This is a genomic window from Micromonospora sp. CA-246542 (assembly GCF_050942905.1).
Taxonomy (GTDB): Bacteria; Actinomycetota; Actinomycetes; order Mycobacteriales; family Micromonosporaceae; genus Micromonospora.
On the sequence record NZ_CP192040.1, the window covers coordinates 913,859 to 933,638 of the forward strand.

Sequence of the window (19,780 nt, forward strand, 5' to 3'; positions counted from 1 at the left end):
GACACCCGGGGGTACGTTCGTTGACATGGAAGCTCTGCTGTGCCTGCTGGTCGTCTTCGCCGCCGTGGTGGGTGCCGGCCTGCTCGCCTACTCCCGGTCCAACGCCCAGCGGCGTGTGGCGCTCGGCGACGCCCGCGCCGAGGCGCAACGGTGGTACGAGCGCCTCGGCGGCCAGTTGATGACCCTGCAGGGTGAGGAGCCCGCCGTGCGGCAGGCGCTCGCCGACGCGGGGGAGCGCTACAACGCGGCCGGCTCGCAGTTGGAGCAGGCGCGGACGCCGAACCAGTTCGCGCTCGCCCGGGAGACCGCGCTGGAGGGGTTGGCGTACATCCGGGCGGCGCGGACCGCGCTGGGCATCGACCCCGGGCCGGAGGTGCCGGCGCTGGCCGCCGCGCGGGGCGTCGGGCAGCTCACCAAGGAGCGCGAGGTCGACGTGCAGGGCCAGACCTTCCGGGCCGGCCCGCAGCCCGGCCGGGACACGCCCTACTACTACCCCGGCGGCCGGTACCAGGGCCGGCCGGTGCCGGCCGGTTGGTACTCGACGCCGTGGTGGAAGACCGCTCTGGGCGCGGGCGCCGGCGTGCTCGGCGGCATGCTGATCGCCGACGCGCTGTTCTCGCCGGCCTTCGCCGATCCGGGGTACGGCTACGACCAGGGCTACCAGGAGGGCTTCGGCGACGGCGCCGACTACGCCGGCGACCAGGGCGGCGACGCCGGCGACCAGGGCGGCGACTTCGGTGGCGGCGACCAGGCGGGTGACTTCGGCGGCGGAGACTACGCCGGCGGCGACTTCGGCGGCGGAGGTTTCGGCGGCGGCGACTTCGGCGGCGGAGACTTCGGTGGTGGCGATTTCGGCGGCGGCGACTTCTGACCCCGCTCGATCCGACGATCATGGAGTTGTGGTGGCCGCTTCGCCGCTGTTGGCGGCTTTTGTGGGGCACCACAACTCCATGATCGACCAGGCCTGATCGGCCTGACCGGCCGGGCCTGACCGGCCCGCTTTGGGGCTGGTTTTGTTCCTCTGGTCAGCCGGTGTTGCGCATGCCGGCGGCGATGCCGTTCACGGTGGTGAGCAGCGCCCGTTCCAGGGCCGTGCCGTCGCTGGGAGCGCGTCGACCACCCGGTGCGGTGGCGACCGCCCGGCCCGCCGCCCCGGACTCCCGGTACTGGCGCAGCAGCGCCACCTGGAGGTGGTGCAGCGGTTCCAGGTAGGTGTCGCGCACGGCCAGGGTGCGCTGGAGCACCGGGGAGTTCTCCAGCAGGGCCGGTGAGGCGGTCACGGCCAGCACCTCGCGCTTGGTCAGCTCGTACTCCTGCTCGATCTTCTCGAAGATCGGGTGCAGCTTCTTCGGCACGAGGGTCTCGACGTACCGGCGGGCGATGCTGAGATCGGTCTTGGTCAGCATCATCTCGACGTTCGACAGGAACGTGCGGAAGAAGTGCCAGTTGCGGTGCATCTCGGCCAGCACGTCCGCGTGTCCGGCCTCGCGGGCGGCGGCCAGGCCCGAGCCGACGCCGAACCAGCCCGGCACGATCTGTCGGGTCTGCGTCCAGCCGAACACCCACGGGATGGCCCGCAGCCCGGAAAGGCCGGCGCCGGTGTTGGGACGCTTCGCCGGCCGGGAGCCGATGTTCAGCGCGCCGAGCAGTTCGGTGGGGGTGGACGCCCAGAAGTACGCCGGCAGGTCCGGGTCCTCGACGAGCGACCGGTACGACCGGAACGCCGACTCGGACACCACGTCCATCGTCGCGTCCCAGCGTTCCAGCATCTCGGCCGGCTGCCGGGGCGCGGTGTGCAGCAGCGTCGCCTGGAGCACCGCCGCGAGGGTCAGCTCCAGGTTCTCCCGGGCCAGCGAGGGCAGCGTGTACTTGTCGGAGATGACCTCGCCCTGCTCGGTCACCTTGATCGCGCCGTCCAGCGTGCCGTACGGCTGGGCCAGGATCGCCTCGTGGGTCGGGCCACCGCCGCGCCCGACCGTACCGCCGCGACCGTGGAAGAGCCGCAGGTGTACGCCGTGCCGGGCGGCCACGTCACGCAGCGCGCGCTGGGCCCGGTGGATCGACCACTGGCTGGTGGTGATCCCCGCCTCCTTGTTGGAGTCGGAGTAGCCGAGCATGACCTCCTGCACGTCGCCCCGGGCCGCGACCAGCGCCCGGTACGCGGGCAGCGACAGCAGTTCGTCGAGGATCTCGCCGCCGGCGTTCAACTCGGCCGGGGTCTCCAACAGCGGCACGAAGCCGATGCGGGCCCGGCCGCTGTGCACGTCGACCAGTCCGGCCTCGCGGGCGAGCACCACGGCGGCCAGCACGTCGTCGACGCCCAGGGTCATCGAGATGATGTACGACTCGATGACCTCCGCGCCGAACCGGTCCTGCGCCTCGCGGATCGTGCTGAACACGTCGAACGTCTTGCGGGCCGACTCGGTCAGCGGGGTGTCCAGGGTGGACAGCGGCCGCCGGCCGGTCAGCTCGTCGGCGAGCAGCTTGGTGCGCTCCAACCGGCTCAACGCCGGGTAGTCCGGCACCTCGCCGACTGCCTCGTAGAGCTGGGTGAGCACCTCGTGGTGCTTCTCGGCGTGCTCCCGCACGTCCATCGTCGCCAGGTGCAGGCCGAACGCGGACACCGTACGGATGGTGGAGGCCAGCCGGCCGACGGCCGTGAGCTGCCCCGAGTTGCGGGCCAGCGACGCGCGCAGCAGGTCCAGGTCGGCGATCAGCTCGGCCGAGCCGCGGTAGTCCCGACCCGGTACGTGGGCCGTGCCCTGGCGCAGCCGCTGCCGGGTGTTGGCCAGCTTGGCCTTCACGCAGCGTGCCTTCAGCCGGTAGGGCTCCTCGGCGTTGACCCGGCGGAACCGGGGCGCCACCTCGGGCAGCGCGTCGAGGTCGGCGGCGAGGCTGGCGGAGAGGTCGAGCGACACCCCGCGCAGCCGGCGCGAGACCGAAACCTCGTTGATCAGGTGGTCCATCGCCTTCTCGGTGGCGGCAATGCCGTGTTCGTGCTGAATGGTCAGCACCTCGCGGGTGACCGCCGGGGTGACGAACGGGTTGCCGTCACGGTCGCCGCCGATCCAGGTGCCGAAGCTCAGCGGGCGGGCCGTCGGCGACGTCTCCACGCCGAGGGTGCGCAGCGTGTCGGCCAGGTCGTCGAGCACCTGCGGCGCGGCCTCGGCGTACAGGTCCCGCAGGTAGTAGATGGCGTTGCGGGCCTCGTCGGTCGGATCCGGCCGGTCCAGCCGCAGCTCGTCGGTCTGCCACATGAGGTCCAGCAGCTCGGCCAGCCGGCGGTTGGCCGGGCCCTCGTCGCTCGCGCCGTAGAGGATCGCGTTGGCGGTCTCGGTGTCCAGCTCGTCGGCGATGGCCCGCAGCTTCGACAGGATCGAGCGGCGGGCCGCCTCGGTGGGGTGGGCGGTGAAGACCGGCCGGACCGCCAGCCGGCGAGCGACGGCGGCGATCTCCTCGGCCGGGACGCCCCGCTCGGCGATCATCTTGGCTGCCTGGTCGAGCCAGCCGCCCTGTACGGCGCGGCGGCGGCGCAGGTCCCGTGCTCGGTGCACCTGCTCGGTGATGTTGGCCAGGTGGAAGTAGGTGGAGAAGGCGCGGGCCAGCTTGGTGCCGGTGGTCACGTCGAGCCCGCCGAGCCGCTGGGCGGCGGCGGGGACGTCGGAGCGTACCTGGGCGCGGATCTCCTCGACGAGGTCGAGCAGCGGGCGGCCCTCCTGGCGGGCCAGGGTCTGGCCGAGGAGGGTGCCGAGCCGGCGGATGTCGGCGCGCAGCGCGGCGTCCGGGCCGTCGTGGTCGTGCTGGTCGGTCACGATGCGCTCCTTACGTGAGTACGAAGGACAGCGCTGTCCGACTCCCTGGATGGTATCCGCGTCTGGCCCTCCGGCAGGAGGGGCTTCGGGCGTGCCGCGTCGTGAGACGGAACACCCCGGAGATCACCTCAGGGTCTTGCGCGGTTGAATCCCCGACCTCCCCGCACCACCGTCGCGGTGAGCAGGGCCGCCAGGGCGAGCACCGCCCACAGCGCCAACCCGGTCAGCGGCCAGCCGATCGAGCGCCGGTCGAAGTACACCGCCGACTTGACCAGATCGGTGGCGAGTCCGGGCACGTTCCACCGGTGCATACCGCGCAGCCAGGTGGGCAGGAACTCCGGGGCGTAGATGCCGCCGGAACCCGGATTGCCGAGCACCACCAGCAGCAGGATCACCAGTCCGGTGCCGAGCACGCCCAACCAGCCCTGCACGGCGGCGGCCACCATCGCGGCCGCGAAGGCGGCGAGCATGCCGGCGCCGGCGACGGCCGGCAGGTCGTGGTGCCAGACGTCCAGCACCGGGCCGACGATCACCGCGCCGGCGATGCCGAGCACGACGCTGTAGACGGCGAGCGCCCCGATCCGGACGCCCGCGCGGCGCAGGGTGCGCGGAGTGGTGCCGACGGAGATGCCGAGCGCGGTCGAGGCCAGGTACCCGCCGAGGACGCACCCGATGGCCAGGTAGAACGGGACCAGCCCGCGCGGGTCGGTGTCGGCGACCGGCACCTCGTCGGCCACCCGCAGTGGCATCCGGGCCTGCTCGGCGGCGGCGGTGAGGACCTGGACGACGACCTCGGTGGCGGCCGGCGCGCTGGCGCTGGCGGTGGTCAGGACGAACCCGCCGTCGGGGGTGGAACTGACTACCCCGTACACCTCGCGGCCGGTCAGGCCGTCGTCGGCGGCGCCCGGATCGGCGTACTCGATGGCCTTGATCGTGTTGGTCCGGTCGCGAGCGGCGGTCAGGACCGTTCGTGCGGCCTGGTCGCCGCTCGCCACGCCGACCGGCACGTCGCGGGGGTGGGGTTGGTGCAGGGCGCCGACGTAGGCGGCGATGAACCCGACGGCCAGCGCCAGGGTGCCGAGCAGCAGGCCGGCGGTACGGGGGATCTGGTCGCGTATCCGGACCTCCGGCGACTCGTCCACCAGCCCAGCCTAGGGTGCGGTTTGCCCTGATTGAGCCGTTTCTGCCGGTGGGCGTCCGATCCTGACCGCCGTCCGGCGCAGACGAGCAATTTTCTTCAAGACCTGTTCAAGCTTTCGCGGCGACGATGGTTCTCGTCGGTCCGGAGGTCGCCCAGCCGGGATGACCGAACCGGGGCACGCGGGCCTGTTCGGGGAGGCCCGAAGCCCGGTGCGGACCCGCGCCCGTGGAGGTGCCGTACGCCCCCAGGTACGGCACCTCCACGCCGCGGTCCGAGGTCAGGCGTTGACGGTCGGGTCCTTCCCGGCGGTGGCGAGCAGTCGACGGAGGCGCGCGGGAGGATGACCCACCTGCTCGCTCACCACCCGGGTCAGGTGCGCCTGGTCGGCGAAGCCGTACTCGGTGGCGAGCGTGCCCAGCGGACGACCGTCGGGTTCGGCGAGGGTGTCCAGTACGGCGCGCACCCGCAGGCGGTTGCGGTAGGCGGTCAGGCTGCCGCCGGTCACCCGCTGGAACACCCGGCTGAGGTGGTGCGGTGAGCTGCCCACCTCCCGGGCCACCTCGCTCAGGCCGAGCGTGAAGTCGGAGTGGGCCAGCACCTCCCGCGCCCGGTCGGCGAGCCGCCGGTGCGCGGCCAGCGTCGCCGGCCGTCGGCGGACGGCCCGCTCGACCTCGGCGTCCACCACGTCGGCGGCGAGGTCGCTGTGGTGCAGCAGGCGGGCGAGGAACCGCTGGAGCCGTTCGGCCATCTCGAACCGGTCGAGCCCGCGCCGGAACTCGGCCACCAGCAGCCGGTGCGCCAGGTCCAGCGTGGCGTCCGAGGTGCCCGCCCATCCGCTCCGGTCCATCCAGCGCTGGGCGTCCGGCCGTTCCGCCAGCACCGACGGATCGATCTCCAGGCAGGTGTACGAGTCGCCGCAGCCGAACGGGTGCGCCACGGCCAGGTCGTCCCCGGGCCGGGTGAGCAGCACCGAGGTGGCGTCGGAGAGTTCGACCCGCCCGTTGAGCCGACGCCGGTACGCCCCGGACCGGCCCAGCATGATCTTGTGATGGTCCTGGGTGACGGTCTCCGTCCACCCGTGGTTCTCGACGATGCAGCGCGCCTGGTAGATCAGCATCCCGTCCGGGTGCCCGAGCACCCGCCAACGGGCCGGGGTGGTGTGCCGACGCGGATCACTGCCGATCCCCTCAGCCGGCACAGCTTCCCCCGACTCCCGACCGGCTCGGCATCGCACAGCGTCCCGTGACCGCCACGGCGTCAGCTCTCGACCACGGCGAAGGCGCGAACCGGGAAGGTGCCCATCCCGGCCACCATCGGCGGTGCCGCAGTGAACCGGAACCCGGTCGGCGGCAGCGCGTCCAGGCCGGTCAGGTGCTCCACGACCGGGATGCCGGCGGCGAGCAGGACGCTGTGCGCGGGGCGTACGCCGTTCGCCGCCGGGGTCATGTCGTCGATGTTGATCGAGTCGATGCCGACCAGGGTCGCGCCCGCGTCGGCCAGTGCCCGGGCGCCGTCCTCGCTCAGGTACGGCGCCTCCGGCGCGGCGTACCGCTCGGTGCCGAAGTGCGCGTCCCACCCGGTGTGCAGCAGCACCGCACGCCCGGCCACCTCGTACGGTGCCAGCATCAGCCGATCCACGGCTCGGGTGTCGGCCGGTACCCGGACCACCACCCCGGGCAGGTCGGCGAGGCGGTCCAACGACACCCCGGTCAGATCCTCGCGACCGGCCCAGCGGTGGGCGGGGGTGTCCACGTACGTGCCGGTGTTGGCGATCATGTCGATCCGGGCCACGTGGAACTCGGTGCCCGGCGCGTACCGCTCCCGGGACGCCGCGTACGTCAGCCAGTCGGTGATCCGTGGCCCCGGCCACCCGGGCAGGGTGGTCATCCCGTCGCTGATGACGTGGCTCAACTCCACCAGCCGACGACCGCCGCGGGCCGTGGCGACGGCGCGGCCACCCTTGTGCGGTTCCTCGATCATCGTCTTCGCGCTGATCCGGACCTCGGCGACCATGAGCAGCCCGAGATGCCGAACGAAGAGCGCGGCGAGGTCGTCGTCGCTGATCTCGTGCCCCGGCACGTCCAGCCGGAACCCCTCGGTACGCAGCCTGCCGCCGTTGGCGAAGCTCACCTCCGCGTCGAACTGCGCCCGCCACTGCTCACCCATCCCCGCACTCGACCACGGCGCCCCGCCCCGGTCAAGATCCCCGCTGGCGGGCCGCACCCCGCGCCAAGATCCGTCGCGGTGGGCTCCCCATGATCGGGCAGTGAGGCGCGCGGGACCTGGGCGGAACGGGGTGGGTGTCGGTGGACGGAGATAGGCTTGGTCAGGCGCGTACCCCCCGTCCGGCTGGGCGAGGGGCCCGCCGTCGTGTGCGTCGACTCCCCGGAAGGACTCCCTTGCTCACCGGTCTGTTCTCCGCCGCCCTGGCCGATCCCGGGCTGGCCCGGGCGCGTGACCTGGCGCGCTCCGGTGCCGCCCAGGTCGACGGCCTCGACATCACCGCTCCCGCCGCGCTGCGCCCGTTCGCCGTCGCGGCCGTCGCCGCGGACACCACCGACGCCGGCCCCGGCAGCACCGCCGCGGGCAGCGGTGGCGGCGCCGGGCGACCCGTGCTGGCCGTGACCGCCACCACCCGCGAGGCCGACGACCTGGCCGCCGCGCTCGGCGGGCTGCTGCCGCCGGAGCAGGTGGTGGTCTTCCCCTCCTGGGAGACGCTGCCGCACGAACGGCTCTCTCCCCGCTCGGACACGGTGGGCCGACGGCTGGCCGTGTTGCGCCGCCTCGCGCACCCCGAGTCGGCCGACGCGCACGGCCGGACCGGCCCCCTGCGGGTGGTGGTCGCCCCGGTCCGGTCGCTGCTGCAACCGCAGCTCAAGGGCCTCGGTGACCTGGAACCGGTGCAGCTCGCGGCCGGCGAGGAAGCGGACCTGGAGGAGATCGCCCGCCGACTCACCGACATGGCGTACGCCCGGGTCGACCTGGTCACCAAGCGCGGCGAGTTCGCGGTGCGCGGCGGCATCCTGGATGTCTTCCCGCCCACCGACGAGCACCCGTCCCGGGTCGAGTTCTGGGGCGACGAGGTGGAGGAGATCCGCACCTTCGCGGTCGCCGACCAGCGCACCATCGAGCAGGTGCCACTGCTGTGGGCGCCGCCCTGCCGGGAGCTGCTGCTGACCCCGGCGGTGCGCGAGCGGGCCGCCACGCTCGCCGAGCAGCACCCCGAGCTGGCCGAGATCCTGGACAAGCTGGCCGAGGGCATCCCGGTGGAGGGGATGGAGTCGCTGGCCCCGGTGCTGGTCGGCCCCGACTCGCTGGAGCTGCTGCTGGACGCGATGCCGGCCGGCACCCACGTCCTGCTGTGCGACCCGGAGCGCATTCGCACGAGGGCGCACGATCTGGTGCGTACCTCTGAAGAGTTCTTGCAGGCCTCCTGGGCCGCCGCCGCGGTCGGCGGCCAGGCCCCGGTGGACGTCGGCGCCGCCGCCTTCCGCACCCTGGCCGAGGTACGCGCCACCGCCGGCACGCTCCGCCAGCCCTGGTGGACGCTGTCCCCGTTCGGCCTGGTGGAGGCGGAGACGGCCGAGGCGCGGCAGCCCTGGGAGGACGCGCCCGAGCAGGCCAGCGTCACCCCGGACGACGCCATCGCGGTGACCCTCGCCGCCCAGCCCGCCCCGCTCTACCACGGCGAGACCGCGCGGGTCGTCGACGACCTCAAGCGCTGGGCCGGCGAGGGCTGGTCGATCGCGCTGGTCTTCGAGGGCACGGCCCGGCCCAGCGTGCCGTGGAGGTCCTGCGCGACGCGGGCCTGGGCGCGCGGCTCACCGAGGAGGTGCCCACCGCACCCGCGCCCGGCGACCTGGTCGTCACGTGCGGCGCGCTGACCAGCGGCTTCGTCGACGAGGCGTCCCGTTTCGTGCTGCTGACCGGCAACGACGTGACGGGTGGCCGGGGCACCTCGACGCGGGACATGCGCAAGATGCCGAGCCGCCGGCGCAACACGATCGACCCGCTGGAGCTCAAGGCGGGCGACTACGTGGTGCACGAGCAGCACGGCATCGGTCGGTACGTCGAGCTGGTGCAGCGCACGGTCAACGGCGCCAGCCGGGAATACCTGGTCATCGAGTACGCGGCCAGCAAGCGTGGCCAGCCCGGTGACCGGCTGTTCGTGCCGACCGACCAGCTCGACCAGCTCTCCCGTTACGTGGGCGGCGAGCAGCCGACCCTGCACAAGATGGGCGGCTCGGACTGGCAGAAGTCCAAGGCCCGGGCCCGCAAGGCGGTCCGGGAGATCGCCGCGCAGCTCATCCAGCTCTACGCCGCGCGTAAGGCGTCCAAGGGCCACTCGTTCGGCCCGGACACCCCGTGGCAGCGGGAGTTGGAGGACGCGTTCCCCTGGCAGGAGACGCCGGACCAGCTCGCCGCGATCGACGAGGTCAAGCGGGACATGGAGCAGACCGTCCCGATGGACCGGTTGATCTGTGGCGACGTCGGCTACGGCAAGACCGAGATCGCGGTGCGGGCGGCGTTCAAGGCCGTGCAGGACGGCAAGCAGGTGGCGGTGCTCGTGCCGACGACCCTGCTGGTGCAGCAGCACTACAACACGTTCGCCGAGCGGATGAGCCAGTTCCCCGTGCAGATCCGGCAGCTCTCCCGGTTCCAGACCGCCAAGGAGACCGAGCGGACGCTGGAGATGGTCGCCGACGGCACGGTCGACATCGTCATCGGCACCCACCGGCTGTTGCAGACCGCCACCCGGTTCAAGCAGCTCGGGCTGGTGATCGTCGACGAGGAGCAGCGGTTCGGTGTCGAGCACAAGGAGCACCTGAAGACGCTGCGTGCCTCGGTGGACGTGCTGAGCATGTCGGCGACCCCGATCCCGCGCACCCTGGAGATGGCCATCACCGGCATCCGGGAGATGTCCACCATCGCCACCCCGCCGGAGGAGCGGCACCCGGTGCTCACCTTCGTCGGCGCGCAGGACGACCGGCAGGTCGCCGCGTCCATCCACCGTGAGCTGCTGCGCGACGGGCAGGTCTTCTACCTGCACAACCGGGTCGAGTCGATCGACCGGGCGGCGCGGCGGCTACGCGAGCTGGTGCCCGAGGCGCGGGTCGCCGTCGCGCACGGGCAGATGGGCGAGGAAGCCCTGGAGAAGGTCATGGTCGGCTTCTGGGAGAAGGAGTTCGACGTCCTGGTCTGCACGACCATCGTGGAGTCGGGCATCGACATCCCGAACGCCAACACCCTGATCGTCGAGCGGGCCGACCTGCTCGGCCTGGCCCAGCTGCACCAGATCCGCGGTCGGGTCGGCCGGGGGCGGGAGCGGGCGTACGCGTACTTCCTCTACCCGCCCGAGAAGCCGCTCACCGAACACGCCCACGAGCGGCTGGCCACCATCGCGCAGCACACCGAGCTGGGTGCCGGCATGTACGTGGCCATGAAGGACCTGGAGATCCGGGGCGCCGGCAACCTGCTCGGCGGCGAGCAGTCCGGGCACATCGAGGGCGTCGGCTTCGACCTGTACGTGCGCATGGTCGGCGAGGCGGTGTCCGCGTTCAAGGGCGAGCGCCAGGAGGAGGAGACCGACGTCAAGATCGACCTGCCGGTCGACGCGCACCTGCCGCACGACTACGTGGGCGTGGAACGGCTGCGCCTGGAGATGTACCGCAAGCTCGCCGAGGCACGCGACGAGGAGCGTCTGCGCGAGGTCGTCGCCGAGATGACCGACCGGTACGGCGAGCCGCCCGCCCCGGTGCAGAACCTGGTGGCGGTGGCCCGGTTCCGCCTGCTGGCCCGGCGGTACGGCCTGACCGACGTGTCCGTGCAGGGCAAGCACGTGCGGTTCGGTCCGCTGCCGCTGCCCGACTCGAAGCAGTTGCGGCTCAAGCGCTACCACCCGGACGCGGTCTACAAGCTGGCCACCGACCAGGTCAGCGTGCCCCGGCCGAGCACCCGTCGGATCGGTGGCGAACCGCTGCGCGACCAGGCGTTGCTCGAATGGTGTGCGCAACTGCTCTCCGACGTCCTGGGCGCCCCCGCCCCGCTCGCCGCTGCGGGTGCGTCCACCTGAGTCGGTGGTGTCTCCTCGATCGGGGGCGGTGTCGCGCGGGCGCCGTCCCTGGTCGCCGTCGAGCGGAGGTGGGGGGCGTCACAACCTCGGGTGACGGCGTGAGAGAGTGACCGCTATGCGTGCTCGCCGTCTTGCCGCCGTCGCCACTGTGGCGCTCGGCCTCGTCGCCCTCTCCGGTTGCCGTGCCGAGCCTGGTGTCGCCGCTTACGTCGGTGACCAGCGGATCACCGAGCTCCAGGTCGCCAACGTGATGAAGGACCTGCGGACCAAGAACCCGACGCCGAGCGCGGAGCCCTCCGCCAATGGCCAGCCGGCGGCACCGCAACCGACCCTGCCCGAGGCCGCCGACGTGGTTCGGACGATGGTGCTGACCAAGGTTTGCGAGCGGCTTTCCGCCGACAAGAACTATCAGCCGCGCGGCCAGGCGACGGCCGACCAGGCAGCTCAGCAGCTCGGCCTCAACCCGGAGACCGGATACGCGCGCGAGGTGGCGAAGTTGCTCACCTGCATGTCCGGGTTGCCGACCGAGCCGGTCGAACCGACCGCGCAGGAGATGGCCGACGTGATCGCCGCCGGACGCGCATCCGGCAAGATCCAGCCCCAGGTGACCGACGAGGAAGCCGCCGGTCAGCTCAACGGCGAGCAGTTGCAGGGTGCGCTGGCGACCAAGCATCTCCTGAACGACGCGGCCGACCGGTACGACGTCACCGTGAACCCCCGATACCGTCCCCTGGAGTTCCCGCTGCTCAGCTTCACCGAGGACACCGCTGCGGTGAGCATTCCGCTGGGTGGGGCGGGTTCCGGAACGGTCACCGACGTCTCCACCCCGGACGCGTCGCCGTCCAGCCCCAACCCGGACGCCGAGGGCACGGCCAGCTGAGCATGACGGCGCGGATCGTCCTGCTGGTCACCTCGCCCCGGCTGCCGGCCGGTCTGCTGACCTCGGCCGCCTGGGACGTCGTACGCCAGCATCCGGTGCTGACCGGCGCGGAGAGCGAATTGACCACGGCCGTGCGGCAGGCGGGCGCCGAGGTGACCGTGGTGGCCGGCCCGGCCACGCAGGCGCTGCTGGACACGGTCGCGGCGCACGGTACGGCGGTCTGGCTGGCCGGACCGGCCGGGGACGAGTCGCTGGCCCGGGAGTTGGGTCTGCGGCTGGCCCGGGAGCCGGGGCTCGCCGAGATGGAGCTGATGTACGGCTCGTGGGATCCGCCGGGGGCGCGGCTGCTCGACGCGGTGGCGGTGCTGGACCGGCTGGCCTCGCCGGGCGGCGACCCGTGGAAGCGGGCGCAGACGCACCGTAGCCTCGCGGGTTACCTGCTGGAGGAGAGCTACGAGGCGTACGACGCGATAAGCGCCGACGACACCGACGCGCTCCGCGAGGAGTTGGGCGACGTGCTGCTCCAGGTGGTGCTGCACGCGCGGCTCGCCGAGGAGCTGCCCGAGGGTGAACGGTGGAGCATCGACGACGTGGCCGGCGGCCTGGTCGACAAGATGATCCGGCGTAACCCGCACGTCTTCGCCGGTGCGGAGGCGGGCACGTTGGAGGAGATCACCGCCAACTGGGAGCGGATCAAGCGGGTCGAGAAGGCGCGCGACTCGGTGTTGGACGGCGTGGCGCTCAGCCAACCCGCCCTGTCCCTGGCCGCGCAGATCCTCGACCGCGCCGCCCGCGCGGGGCTGACCGTGTCGCCCCCGCCGACTGACACTCAGGCGGACGCCGAGGCGAGGCTTGGCGCCACCCTCCTGGCCCTGGTGACCAAGGCCCGCGAGGCCAACCTCGACCCGGAGGCAGCCCTCCGCCGAGCGACCCTGACCCACGCCGAAACCATCCGCGCCGCCGAAAACCGACCCCCATCCCCACCCGCCTGACCTCGTCGATCATGAAGTTATTGCCGTGACACGCCGAGACGGCGGGCAATAACTTCATGATCAACGAGAGAAGTGTGGGGTGGTCGCTAGGGTTGGCGGGTGGAGGAGTTTGGGGTACTTGCTGAGCGGGTTGTCGAGGCACTGCTGGAAGCGCGGCCGGGGGTTGCCACCGCTGCCGGGGACCATCGGTTCGACGACCGGCTTCCGGATCTGTCCGCCGACGCGTTGGCTGCCGACCGGGTGATGCTCACCGACGCGGCGAACGCGCTGTCCGAACTGGACCCCGACGCGCTGGACGTCGACGAGCAGGTCGACCACGCGCTGCTCACCTCCTTCGTCGACCGGGAGCTGTTCGAGCTGACCGAGATCCGGTCGCACGAGTGGGACCCGCTGGCCCACAACCCCGGCCCGCTGCTGCACCCCCTGCTGGCCCGCCCGTACGCCCCGGCCGAGGTGCGCCTGACGCAGCTCGCCGGCCGGCTCGCCGCCGTACCGGATGCCCTCGCCACCGCACGCGCGACGCTGCGGGACATGCCGCGGATCCACGCGGAGACGGCGGTCGGGCAGTTCACCGGCACGGCCGCGCTCATCCGTGACGAGCTACCGGGGCTGATCGCGCAGGCGCCGGGCGGCTTCGAGAGGGTCGAGCCGGCGGCGACCGACGCGATCGCCGCGCTGGACGAATTCGTGGCCTGGCTGCGGACTCGGTTGGCCGCCGACAGCGGTCAGGGCCGCGACCCGCGCCTGGGCCGCCGCCGCTGGGAGGCGCGGCTCTGGCACACCCTCGACACCGAGCTGGGCGCCGCCGAGATCCAGCGCCGGGCCTGGGCCAACCTGGATCGGGTCACCGAGGAGATCCGCGCGGCGGCCGTCGAGCTGGTCGGTGGTCCGGCCGACGACGAGACGGTACGCCGGGCGCTGGACCTGCTCGCCGCCGAGCACCCGGACAACTCGACGATCGTCGAGCTGGCCGGTGTGACCCTGGACGAGGCGACCGATTTCGTCCGGCTGCACGACCTGGTCACCCTTGTCGACGACCGGTGCGTGATCCAGGAGATGCCGGAGTTCGCGCGGGGCGTCGCGGTGGCGTACTGCGACTCGCCCGGCCCGTTGGAGACCGCGGCGGTGCCGACGTTCTACTGCATCGCGCCCACCCCGGCGGACTGGTCGGCGCAGCGTGTCGACTCCTTCTACCGCGAGTACAACGATCACATGGTCCGCAACCTGACCGTGCACGAGGCGATGCCCGGCCACTTCCTCCAGCTCGCCCACGCCCGGCGTCACGTCGGCGGCACACGCGTGCGGGCGTTGGCCCGCTCCGGCCCGTTCGTCGAGGGCTGGGCCGTGTACGCCGAGGAGCTGATGGCCGGTCTCGGCTTCGGCGGTCTGCCGGTGCGGATGCAGCAGCTCAAGATGCAGCTCCGGATGACCATCAACGCACTGCTCGACCAGTTGGTGCACGCCGAGGAACTGCCCGAGGCCGAGGCCATGGCGTTGATGACCGGTCGTGGCTTCCAGGAGGAGGGGGAGGCCGCCGGCAAGTGGCGTCGGTCCCTGCTCACCTCGACGCAGCTCTCCACGTACTTCGTCGGGTACAGCGAGGTGGCCGAGATCGCCGCCGCCCGCCCGGAGGGCGTGTCGGCGCGAGACCGGCACGACGCGATGCTCGCCCACGACTGCCCGCCGCCGCGCCACCTGCGGGCCCTGCTCGGCGTCTGACGCACGCCGGGCGGTCACCCGCCGCGTCGGCACAACCCGCAGGAGCCGGGGGTACGGGGTTCAGGAGCCGCCGGGGCGGTTGTCGATGACGCCTGCTCCGGCGGGCGGGTCGAACGCGTCCTTCTCGACCGACTCGGAGTAGTCGCTCAACGCCAGCTCCATCGGTTTGCCGTCGACCGAGCCGAGGAAGCTGCCGAGTACGCCCTCGGTGGTGACGCAGGCACTGAAGTCGCCGTCCGAGCGCTGCACCTCGACGCAGGCGGCGTGGTGCCCGGCGACGGTGGTGTCGCTCTGCTTGATCACCGCCTGCGGGTCGAGGGCGGCGGCGGTCAGCAGGCCGACCACCACGGGTGGGGTGACGAGGCCCTGCTGGTTCGCCTCGTCGAACAGGGCCACGGTGGGCTTGGTGCCGGGGGTGGGTGGCGCGACGAGTGTGCACGCCATCCGGCCGCCGGCCGCCGTGCAGCGGGTGACGGCGTCGGGGGTGACGGTGAGCCGCCCACCCGGGTAGGTGTAGGAGGAGCGGGCCGGGTCCTGCGCCTGGACGATCGCGGCGGTCTGGCCGCCGGGCAGTTGGTAGTCGGCCGTGTAGGTCAACTCCAGTGCCCGGTCGAGGCGGGCGGCGAGGTCGTTGACGAGATCCGAGCGACCCATGGCGCTGCCGGCGTCCTCGACTGTTTGACAGCCGGTCACCGTGAGCGACGCGATGACCGACACGGCGAGCATGCGGAGGGTGGTCGTGGCGGCGGGCATGGCGACCAGCCTGGTGGATCTAGTCGGCGCAGCGCAAACCCGTTGCCGGTTGACGCCCGGAAATACGGGAATGTCCGTCACTGCGGGGCGACTCGGGTGCGCGGGCGACGCCGTGTCCGATCTCGTCGCCCGATACGCTGCGTTCAACACCTGCCTCAGCCGCACCGTCGCGGCCCACCCACGGACCGGATCACAACAACGAGGAGCGACTCAGTGGCAACCATCGAGGGAATCGTCGCGCGGGAGATTCTCGACTCGCGGGGCAACCCGACGGTCGAGGTCGAGATCGGCCTGGACGACGGCACGGTGGCCCGCGCCGCGGTGCCCTCCGGCGCCTCCACCGGCGCGTTCGAGGCGATCGAGCTGCGCGACGGTGACGCCGACCGTTACCAGGGCAAGGGCGTGGAGAAGGCGGTCTCCAACGTCGAAGACAAGATCGTCGACCAGCTCATCGGCTACGAGGCCAGCGAGCAGCGGCTCATCGACCAGAAGATGCTCGACATCGACGGCACCGACAGCAAGTCGGAGCTGGGCGCGAACGCCATCCTCGGGGTCTCCCTCGCGGTGGCGAAGGCCGCCGCCAGCAGCGCCGAGCTGAGCCTCTTCCGCTACCTGGGCGGCCCGAACGCGCACCTGCTGCCGGTGCCGATGATGAACATCCTCAACGGTGGCGCGCACGCCGACTCCAACGTCGACGTCCAGGAGTTCATGATCGCGCCGATCGGCGCGCCCACCTTCCGCGAGGCGCTGCGCTCCGGCGCGGAGGTCTACCACGCGCTGAAGTCGGTGCTCAAGAAGAAGGGCCTGTCGACCGGGCTCGGTGACGAGGGTGGCTTCGCGCCGAACCTGCCCACCAACGCGGCTGCCCTGGACCTGATCGCCGAGGCGGTCGAGAAGGCCGGCTACCGGCTCGGCACCGACATCGTGTTCGCGCTCGACGTGGCGGCCACCGAGTTCTTCGAGAACGGCACCTACACCTTCGAGGGCGCCGCGAAGTCCGCCGAGGACATGAGCACCTACTACACCAAGCTCGCCGACGAGTACCCGATCGTGTCGATCGAGGACCCGCTGGCCGAGGACGACTGGTCCGGCTGGCAGACGCTGACCGCGTCGATCGGCGACCGGGTGCAGATCGTCGGTGACGACCTGTTCGTGACCAACCCGCAGCGCATCGCCCGTGGCATCGCGGAGAAGGCCGCCAACGCCGTCCTCGTGAAGGTCAACCAGATCGGTTCGCTGACCGAGACCCTGGACGCGGTGGACCTGGCCCACCGGGCCGGCTTCAAGTGCATGATGAGCCACCGCTCCGGCGAGACCGAGGACACCACCATCGCCGACCTGGCGGTCGCCACCGGCTGCGGTCAGATCAAGACCGGCGCTCCGGCCCGCTCGGACCGGGTCGCCAAGTACAACCAGCTGCTCCGGATCGAGGAGGAGCTGGCCGACGCGGCGCGCTACGCGGGCGCGGGTGCGTTCCCGCGTTACCGTTCGGCCTGAGTGTGGTTGCCGGGAGGCCCCACGTGGGGCCTCCCGGCGCACGTACGCGACAGACGTAGCCTCGGGGGAGGGGTGTGACGATGCAGCGCCGCACACCGGGTGGTCAACGGCCCGCCCGCCGACCGGGTCAGGCCGGCCGGCCGGGTGCCGGGCGGGCCACCCGCGGGTCGCTCCGGGACGCCGGCGTACGCGCCGAACCACGCGGTGCCGCCGGTCGCGCCCCGGGCACGGTCCGGGGCGCCGAGGGTGGGCGCTCCGCGAGTCGTCCGGCCGCCGCCCGGCGTACCGCCGCCGGTGGCGGTGCCGTCAAGCGGCTCGCCGCACCCCATCCCCGTCGCTTCACCGGCCGGGCCACCGTCCTGTTCGCGGTGCTGATCGCGCTCGCCCTGGCGTACACCTACCCGGTGCGGGTCTACCTCGACCAGCAGGCCGACATCGAACGGATGGAGGCCGCGCAGACGGCGCAGGAGAAGGAGATCGCCAAGCTCGCCGCCGAGGCCGCCAAGTGGCAGGACGACGAGTACAAGATCACCCAGGCCCGGGAGCGGTTCTTCATGGGTCGACCGGGCGAGAAGATGATGGTGGTCATGAACGACGCCGAGGGCGCGGCCCGCGACGCCGGCAAGCCGGCCGGTTCGGGTGCCCCGGCCGGGCCTTCGACCTGGTACGACACCCTCTGGTCGAGCGTGCGCGCGGCGGACAGCCAGCAGCCGGGCAAGTGACCCACCGACCAGCACACCAGGAGAGACGAGCACCGTGACTGTCGTACCCCCGTCGGAGCCGGCGGCGGATTCCGTACCCCTGCCGCAGCGGGAACCGGCGACCGAGGCCGACCTGGCCGCGGTGGCCGCGCAGCTCGGCCGACCGCCCCGGGGCACCCGGGCGGTGGCCCACCGCTGCCCGTGCGGCCTGCCCGACGTGGTGGAGACGACGCCCCGCCTCGCCGACGGCACCCCGTTCCCGACGCTGTTCTACCTGACCTGCCCCCGGGCCACCGCGGCGTGCAGCCGGCTGGAGTCGGCGGGTCTGATGAAGGAGATGGCCGACCGGTTGGCGACCGATCCGGAGCTGGCCGCCCACTACAAGGCGGCGCACGAGGACTACCTCGCCCGCCGGGACGCGATCGGCGAGGTTCCGGAGATCGCCGGCATCTCGGCCGGTGGAATGCCGGGCCGGGTGAAGTGCCTGCACGTGCACCTCGGCCACGCCCTGGGCGCCGGCCCCGGCGTGAACCCGTTCGGCGACGAGACGTTGGCGCTGGTCGAGCCCTGGTGGACGGCCGGGCCGTGCGTGGACCTGCCCGACAGCGAATGACCACACAGGCCGAGGGGCAGATCCTGGTGCGGCGGGCCCGCACCCGGGACGTGCGGGGCATCCGCCGGCTGGTCGACACGTACACCGACGACCGGCGCCTGCTCAGCAAGGCCACCGTGACCCTGTACGAGGACGTGCAGGAGTTCCGGGTCGCGGTCCGGGCCGACGACGGCGTCGTGGTGGGCTGCGGGGCGCTGCACGTGATGTGGGAGGACCTGGCCGAGATCCGTACGGTGGCCGTGGATCCGTCCTGCCGGGGCCAGCGGATCGGGTACCGGCTGGTGCGCGAGCTGATCGACGCGGCTCGCGAGTTGGGCATCGCACGGATCTTCGTCCTGACCTTCGAGACCCAGTTCTTCGGCTCGTTCGGTTTCCGCGAGATCGACGGCGCGCCGGTGCCGCAGCCGGTCTACGAGCAGCTGTTGCGCTCGTACGACGAGGGCGTCGCGGAATTCCTGGACCTGGAGCGGGTCAAGCCCAACACGTTGGGCAACACCCGGATGCTGCTGCGGTTGTAGTGCTCACCGGCGTCGGTGGCGGGCTGTCGTAGGGTTGCCGGGTGACGACGCGTGTGGCGGCCATCGACTGCGGGACCAACTCGATCCGACTGCTGGTCGCCGACCTGCCGGCGGAGTCGGCCGGGCCGCAGGCCCCGCTGACCGACGTGACCCGGCGGATGGAGATCGTCCGGCTGGGGCAAGGCGTGGACCGGACGGGCCGGCTCGCTCCGGAGGCGATCGAGCGGACCCGGGTGGCGCTCGCGTCGTACGCCGCCGACATCGAGAAGTTGGGTGCCGAGCGGGTACGGATGTGCGCGACCTCGGCCTCGCGGGACGCCGCCAACGCCGCCGACTTCACCGAGATGGTGCGGCAGACCCTCGGCGTCGCGCCCGAGGTGGTGAGCGGCGACGAGGAGGCCCGGCTGTCGTTCACGGGCGCGGTGCGCGGGCTGCCGGCCGACGCCCAGGAGCCGTTCCTCGTCGTCGACATCGGCGGCGGCTCGACCGAGTTCGTGGTCGGTGACCGGGCCGGTGTGCGGTCGGCGATCTCGGTGGACATCGGCTGCGTCCGGATGACCGAACGACACCTGGCGGGTGATCCGCCGACGCCGGAGCAGGTCGCGGCTGCGGAGGCCGACGTCGCCGCCGTCGTGGACCGGGCGCTCGCGGCGGTGCCCGGCCGCGAGGCGGCCACCCTCATCGGCCTCGCCGGTTCGGTCACCACCGTGGTCGCGATCGCCCAGAACCTTCAGGGGTACGACCCGGAGCGCATCCACCACGCCCGGGTGTCGTACGAGGAGGTGGCGCGGGTGACCACGGACCTGCTCGCGCGGACCAGCGCGCAGCGGTTGGAGATCCCGGTGATGCATCCCGGACGGGCCGACGTGATCGGCGCGGGGGCGCTGGTGCTGCGCGTGATCATGGAGCGGGCCGGCATGCCCTCGGTGGTGGCGTCGGAGCACGACATCCTCGACGGCATCGCCTGGAGCCTCCAGTAGCCCACCGCTTTGATCCACCCCACATCGCCGATATCGCGGTATCCCGCCGGTCCGGACACCCCGACATCGGCGACCTCGTGTTGAGGCCGAGTCGTTGACGC

The 19,780-nt window shown here is 72.4% G+C and carries 14 protein-coding genes and 1 pseudogene; 10 read left to right on the plus strand and 5 right to left on the minus strand.

Going from position 1 to position 19,780, the window contains the following annotated elements:
* Window positions 1-25 precede the first annotated feature (25 nt).
* Window positions 26-871, plus strand: a complete 846-nt coding sequence (locus ACQP0N_RS04435; protein WP_433117754.1) for a hypothetical protein — start codon at window positions 26-28, stop codon at window positions 869-871.
* Window positions 872-1,025: 154 nt separating this feature from the next.
* Here the strand turns inward: ACQP0N_RS04435 and ppc are convergent, their stop codons facing one another.
* From ppc to ACQP0N_RS04455, 4 genes are all read right to left on the minus strand, one after another.
* On the minus strand, window positions 1,026-3,812 hold the full coding sequence (ppc, locus tag ACQP0N_RS04440) for a phosphoenolpyruvate carboxylase (RefSeq protein WP_355048859.1): 2,787 nt from the start codon (window positions 3,810-3,812) through the stop codon (window positions 1,026-1,028).
* Between the two features lie 128 nt (window positions 3,813-3,940).
* A complete protein-coding gene (locus ACQP0N_RS04445; RefSeq protein ID WP_433117756.1) occupies window positions 3,941-4,954 on the minus strand; it encodes a hypothetical protein in 1,014 nt (337 codons plus the stop codon).
* A 276-nt stretch (window positions 4,955-5,230) separates the two neighbouring features.
* A complete protein-coding gene (locus tag ACQP0N_RS04450) occupies window positions 5,231-6,151 on the minus strand; it encodes a helix-turn-helix domain-containing protein (RefSeq protein ID WP_433117758.1) in 921 nt (306 codons plus the stop codon).
* Between the two features lie 59 nt (window positions 6,152-6,210).
* A complete protein-coding gene (locus ACQP0N_RS04455) occupies window positions 6,211-7,119 on the minus strand; it encodes a cyclase family protein (RefSeq protein WP_433117760.1) in 909 nt (302 codons plus the stop codon).
* Between the two features lie 233 nt (window positions 7,120-7,352).
* On the opposite strand from ACQP0N_RS04455, the pseudogene mfd reads away from it, so the two are divergent.
* The 4 genes and pseudogenes from mfd (at window position 7,353) to ACQP0N_RS04475 (ending at window position 14,617) form a co-directional block, all read left to right on the plus strand.
* A pseudogene (mfd, locus tag ACQP0N_RS04460) lies at window positions 7,353-11,026 on the plus strand (transcription-repair coupling factor).
* A gap of 115 nt (window positions 11,027-11,141) precedes the next feature.
* Window positions 11,142-11,906: a hypothetical protein gene (locus tag ACQP0N_RS04465; RefSeq protein WP_433117762.1), complete on the plus strand. Its 765-nt coding sequence runs from the start codon at window positions 11,142-11,144 to the stop codon at window positions 11,904-11,906.
* A gap of 2 nt (window positions 11,907-11,908) precedes the next feature.
* Window positions 11,909-12,898, plus strand: a complete 990-nt coding sequence (locus tag ACQP0N_RS04470) for a nucleoside triphosphate pyrophosphohydrolase (protein ID WP_433117763.1) — start codon at window positions 11,909-11,911, stop codon at window positions 12,896-12,898.
* A gap of 99 nt (window positions 12,899-12,997) precedes the next feature.
* Window positions 12,998-14,617, plus strand: coding sequence for a DUF885 domain-containing protein (locus tag ACQP0N_RS04475; protein ID WP_433117765.1), 1,620 nt, complete (start codon window positions 12,998-13,000; stop codon window positions 14,615-14,617).
* A gap of 60 nt (window positions 14,618-14,677) precedes the next feature.
* Here the strand turns inward: ACQP0N_RS04475 and ACQP0N_RS04480 are convergent, their stop codons facing one another.
* Complete coding sequence (locus ACQP0N_RS04480; RefSeq protein WP_433117767.1) at window positions 14,678-15,370, minus strand: hypothetical protein; 693 nt, start codon at window positions 15,368-15,370, stop codon at window positions 14,678-14,680.
* A 213-nt stretch (window positions 15,371-15,583) separates the two neighbouring features.
* On the opposite strand from ACQP0N_RS04480, the gene eno reads away from it, so the two are divergent.
* From eno to ACQP0N_RS04505, 5 genes are all read left to right on the plus strand, one after another.
* Entirely contained in the window at window positions 15,584-16,867 is a 1,284-nt protein-coding gene (gene eno / locus ACQP0N_RS04485; RefSeq protein WP_355048850.1) for a phosphopyruvate hydratase, read from the plus strand.
* 80 nt (window positions 16,868-16,947) lie between these two features.
* Window positions 16,948-17,589, plus strand: a complete 642-nt coding sequence (locus tag ACQP0N_RS04490; protein ID WP_433117769.1) for an FtsB family cell division protein — start codon at window positions 16,948-16,950, stop codon at window positions 17,587-17,589.
* 34 nt (window positions 17,590-17,623) lie between these two features.
* The gene (locus ACQP0N_RS04495) at window positions 17,624-18,181 is read left to right on the plus strand and encodes a DUF501 domain-containing protein (RefSeq protein ID WP_433117771.1); all 558 of its coding nucleotides are present in this window, start codon (window positions 17,624-17,626) and stop codon (window positions 18,179-18,181) included.
* Entirely contained in the window at window positions 18,178-18,699 is a 522-nt protein-coding gene (locus ACQP0N_RS04500; protein ID WP_433117773.1) for an amino-acid N-acetyltransferase, read from the plus strand. The genes ACQP0N_RS04495 and ACQP0N_RS04500 overlap by 4 nt, the downstream gene beginning before the upstream one ends.
* 53 nt (window positions 18,700-18,752) lie before the next feature.
* A complete protein-coding gene (locus tag ACQP0N_RS04505; protein WP_433121423.1) occupies window positions 18,753-19,679 on the plus strand; it encodes an exopolyphosphatase in 927 nt (308 codons plus the stop codon).
* Window positions 19,680-19,780 lie beyond the last annotated feature (101 nt).